6 protein-coding genes are annotated in these 4,233 nt (G+C 52.4%); 3 read left to right on the top strand and 3 right to left on the bottom strand.

Annotation, left to right across the window (positions count from 1 at the left end; genetic code table 11):
- Positions 1–31: 31 nt before the first annotated feature.
- Together IBX50_RS17770 and IBX50_RS17765 are read right to left on the bottom strand one after the other, a co-directional pair.
- On the bottom strand, positions 32–301 hold the full coding sequence (locus tag IBX50_RS17770; RefSeq protein WP_366930750.1) for a Txe/YoeB family addiction module toxin: 270 nt from the start codon (positions 299–301) through the stop codon (positions 32–34).
- Positions 291–545 carry a type II toxin-antitoxin system Phd/YefM family antitoxin gene (locus IBX50_RS17765; RefSeq protein WP_292257650.1) on the bottom strand — a complete coding sequence of 85 codons (255 nt, stop codon included), beginning with the start codon at positions 543–545 and terminating at the stop codon, positions 291–293. The genes IBX50_RS17770 and IBX50_RS17765 overlap by 11 nt, the downstream gene beginning before the upstream one ends.
- A gap of 142 nt (positions 546–687) precedes the next feature.
- On the opposite strand from IBX50_RS17765, the gene IBX50_RS17760 reads away from it, so the two are divergent.
- On the top strand, positions 688–1,011 hold the full coding sequence (locus IBX50_RS17760) for a zinc ribbon domain-containing protein (RefSeq protein ID WP_292257648.1): 324 nt from the start codon (positions 688–690) through the stop codon (positions 1,009–1,011).
- A gap of 200 nt (positions 1,012–1,211) precedes the next feature.
- Entirely contained in the window at positions 1,212–1,466 is a 255-nt protein-coding gene (locus IBX50_RS17755) for a diguanylate cyclase (RefSeq protein WP_292257646.1), read from the top strand.
- Here the strand turns inward: IBX50_RS17755 and rlmKL are convergent, their stop codons facing one another.
- Positions 1,467–3,641, bottom strand: coding sequence for a bifunctional 23S rRNA (guanine(2069)-N(7))-methyltransferase RlmK/23S rRNA (guanine(2445)-N(2))-methyltransferase RlmL (rlmKL, locus tag IBX50_RS17750; protein ID WP_292257644.1), 2,175 nt, complete (start codon positions 3,639–3,641; stop codon positions 1,467–1,469).
- A gap of 187 nt (positions 3,642–3,828) precedes the next feature.
- Between rlmKL and IBX50_RS17745 the strand changes: the two genes are divergently transcribed.
- Positions 3,829–4,047, top strand: coding sequence for a ribosome modulation factor (locus IBX50_RS17745; RefSeq protein WP_292257642.1), 219 nt, complete (start codon positions 3,829–3,831; stop codon positions 4,045–4,047).
- Positions 4,048–4,233: the final 186 nt, after the last annotated feature.

The raw sequence follows: 4,233 nt of genomic DNA, 5'->3' as shown, positions 1-4,233 counted from the left end.
CGTGTTTCTGGATGGGCACTAGCTTGTTAAATTACTTTTCATAGTGGTATCGACATGAAATGATGGTGAGCTGCTTGTCATCAACGGCATAGACCAACCGATTGCTCTCATCAATGCGCCGAGACCAGAAGCCTGCCAGGTTCTCTTTTAACGGCTCAGGTTTACCCAGGCCCTCGAAGGGTGACCGCTGAGCGTCCTGAATAAGCTTGTTGATACGCTTCAGCGTTTTCTTATCTTGTGTTTGCCAGTACAGATAGTCTGACCAAGCCTCTCTAGTCCATGAAAGAATCTCAATCATCAGTTAATCCATGCTGCTCTGTTTTGCCTGCCCGGTATTGCTTAATAGATTTTGAGAGATGAGCAGCATTAGCTGGACTTTTGAGCAGATGGACAGTTTCCATAAGACCATTAAACTGATCCAAGGACATCACCACCGCATCTTCTGCGTCCCTACGGGTAATAATAGTATAGTCAGCATCGCCAACAACCTGATCCAAAACACTTTTCAGCTTGTTTCTAGCATCTGAGAAACTTATGACTCTCATGATCTTTACCGCCTTTTTGTACAAAATATAGGACAAGTGTATCATGTATAATATACTGTGCAAGTAACTGATGCGGTAATTTAACGTCGCCAACACGCGCGGCTTGTAGAGAAGGCAAAGCCGGAGCGAAGAAGGCATCGCCGTGCTTGGTATTGTTAGGGCAAGCCTGCTATATTTGTACGGAAATACCGTACATAAGGCCAAAGAGCAAGGCAAACACCTGATCAAAATTGATCAATGGTTTGCCAGCTCCAAGACCTGCTCTTGCTGCGGACACAAGCTGGAAGAGTTGTCTCTGAAAGTACGCGACTGGCAGTGTCCCGCTTGTTCAGTCAGGCATGATCGAGACATCAATGCTGCGCTCAACATTCGAGCGCAGGGTGTTTTGAAATTAAAGGCCGCAGGACTGTCGGTCTCTGCCAATGGAGGCAAGCGTCAATCTGGTCACGCACCAGTTGCTGCCTGAGAAGTTGGAAGCCTCGCCCGTGGCGCTTTAGCGCTTAGGGCGGGGAGCAGTCACTCTATCGCTTTGATGAGAAATCAATTTACATCTTTGCCATCGGCGGTCACTACGACCAGCCCTAACGAGCCTGTAGAAAAACCCCTTTCCAGCCAGCTTTTCCTACCAACAGCTCATTCTCTAGCATCGTTTTTTGTTTTAAACCCGTGAACGACACCTGGGGTCACGAAGTCGTGGTACTGCTGCCACAGATCACTACAGCGAATGAACCGGCACAGGTGATGGATAAACTGGCAGCGGTTGTAGCTCAACCCTTTCCGCTGGATGCCACCACCCTGCAAATCAGCGCCAGCCTGGGGCTGGCGATTTATCCGCAACATGCTGAAAGCGCGTCCGAACTCTTGCAACGCGCTGACAAAGCCATGTATCTGCACAAGGCCAGCCACAAGAGTAAACACTGATCAGCGGTGACGAATTTCAAAACACTGGTGGATTTTGCTGTTGCGTTCAAAATCCGGGTGCAGGGTTTTACGGGTAATATCAACCACCTCGTAATCTTCTTCCAGCTGCGGGCTGATTTTGAACCCTCGCAGGTTGTTGGAGAAGATCAGCAGACCATCGGTGCTCAGGCGCTTCATGGCAAGGCTGACCAGTTCCACCTGATCGCGCTGGATATCCAGGGTGCCCTGCATACGCTTGGAATTGGAGAAGGTCGGCGGGTCCATAAAAATCAGATCATAAGCGCCCCGATCCTGTTTTAACCATTCGCGGCAATCGGCCTGCATCCAGTTGTGGCGCTTCATGTCCACCTTGTTCAGCTGCAGGTTGCGCTCCAGCCAGCCCAGATAGGTTTTGGACAGATCCACACTGGTGGTGTGAATCGCTCCACCCACGGCAGCATGGACCGTTGTGGCTCCGGTGTAGCAAAAAAGATTCAGGAAGCGCGTGCCACGGGCTTCTTCAGCAACACGCAGGCGCACCGGGCGGTGATCCAGAAACAAGCCGGTATCCAGATAATCGGTGAGGTTGACCAGCAGTTGCACCTGGCCTTCACGTACCGGGAAAAACACCCCCTGCCCGCCGAATTTTTCATACTGCTGTTTGCCACTCTGGCGGCGACGTTGTTTCAGGTGGATGGCATCAGCTGACACTCCCAACACCGCAGGCATGGCTTGCAGAGCTTCCATCAGGCGTTTTTGTGCCTTGCCTTCATCAATACTGGCCGGTGGTGCGTATTCCTGCACATGCACCTGATCACCGTAAATATCCACTGCCAGAGCGTATTCCGGCATGTCCGCATCGTACACCCGATAACATTCGATCTGCTCCCGCTTCACCCAGCGCGACAATTTTTTCAGGTTCTTGCTTAAACGGTTGGCAAACATCTGTGCACTTTCACTGAGTGTCAGCTCAACTGCTTGTACCTGACCGGTTGTTGTTTTCTCGGCAGGTGATTCACTTTCTGAGGGCTGCGGCACCTCAAACAGATAAAGGCGACATTCCAGCAGGGCATTGTGCAGCGGGTAATTTTTGTAGGGCTTCAACGGAATGCGATAAGCCAGATCCTGATTGCTGGTAAAAAGTGCCAGCTTCCAACCGGCATAATCCCGCGCCACCCGCTGCCCCAGCTCGGCATACAACCCCGCCAGTTTTGGCAGCTCATCCAGCCTTTCACCATAAGGGGGATTGGTGATCAACAGGCCACGTTCCGCAAAGGCTGGAGGCAGTGCACTCAGTGGCCGTTCAATCAGTCGTACTTGATGCAGCAGACCGGCACGCTCCAGATTCTCGCGCGCCATCTGTATCACGCGAGCATCCTGATCACTGCCTTCCAGATTCAACTCCATTCCGGCGGCTGCAGTACGACGGGTTTCGGCTTCTTCCAGTAGATCCTGCCAGATTTTTGGGCGGTGCCCCAGCCAGGTTTCCAATCCGTGCCAGGGACGCAACAGACCCGGTGCAATATCCAGCGCCATAAAAGCGGCTTCGGCCAGCAAGGTGCCGGAGCCACAGAAGGGATCCAGCAGGGCGGCACCTTCTTTTGCCATTTGAGGCCAACCGGCTCGCAACAAAAGTGCCGCAGCCAGGTTTTCTTTTAAGGGTGCCAGACCCGCCTGCAGGCGGTATGCGCGCTGATGCAGGCTGATCCCACCCAGATCCAGACTCAGTACCGCCTTCTGAGCCTTGTCAAAACGCAGGTTAAAACGCACATCCGGGCGGGTTTTATCAACATTAGGGCGACGATCCTGCTGCTGTTTAAAATAATCAACAATGGCATCCTTAACCCTCAAGGCTGTGTCATGCGTATTACGCAGCTGTGGTGTGGTGCCGGTAACATCAATGGTCAGGCTACCGTCACCCAGCAGGTGTTCACTCCAGTCCACCAGCGCCAGCCAGTTGCTGAGTTCTTCTGCTGTCTGCACTTCCGCTTCATCCAGCTGCAGCAATACACGGTTAGCCAGCCGTGACCAGAGCACGGCGCGATAGGCATTTTCCAGCGTGGCCTCACCCGTGACACGCCCAACTCTTGGTCTTGCAGCAATAAAGCCCAGTTGTTGCAGTTCTTCGGCCAGCAGTTGTTCAAGGCCGCGAGAGCAGGTGATATGCAGGGTGTAGAGGTGGTTCAGGGACGTCATGGGTCAACCTTTGGTTGTCGAGCTATTGTGTTGGGCAATCAGAATGTCTGAAACGATAAATAAAAAAAGCTGTCATTCACCTGTCATCTAGCTTATCAATAGAACTGAGGCACTTGCCAAGAGGTGACTTGCCGCCAGAAGTAGATGGAAAGCTGTATCTTACAATAAACAAGAGAGGCCGTACTCTATGAAGCGTCAAAAACGAGATCGTGCACACAGTGTTTATACTCGTGGTTACAAGGCTGGGTTAACAGGTCAATCCAGAGAAAAATGCCCAACCCAACAGGAAGAATTACGCACCAGCTGGTTGAATGGCTGGCGTGAAGGTCGCGAAGACATGTGGTCAGGAATGCGTGGTGTATCCGCCATCCACAAGAATCCTGCCGTTACCATCGGCGGCTCCTGACATTCACCTAACTCGATCATACCGTATCGAGTCACTACCCAGACCCGTGCCAAGGCACGGGTCTTTTGTTGTGCGCCAGGCATGGCGCGTAGCGGCTTAACAGGCGCTATTCCGACCACGCGTGGTGGCGGTCGGATGACTGGGTGGTGCAAGTCCACTACAGGCTTGATCAGGGGAACTGTTAGC

It is taken from the genome of Marinospirillum sp., assembly GCF_014859565.1.
The sequence above is the reverse complement of the archived record's forward strand: the minus strand, read 5'-3'. Positions and strand labels throughout refer to the sequence as shown.

Bases quoted from the DNA above. Each gene is read 5' to 3' on its own strand.
- IBX50_RS17765 (WP_292257650.1), bottom strand. From the start codon at position 545: ATGAGAGTCATAAGTTTCTCAGATGCTAGAAACAAGCTGAAAAGTGTT.
- rlmKL (WP_292257644.1), bottom strand. From the start codon at position 3,641: ATGACGTCCCTGAACCACCTCTACACCCTGCATATCACCTGCTCTCGC.
- IBX50_RS17745 (WP_292257642.1), top strand. From the start codon at position 3,829: ATGAAGCGTCAAAAACGAGATCGTGCACACAGTGTTTATACTCGTGGT.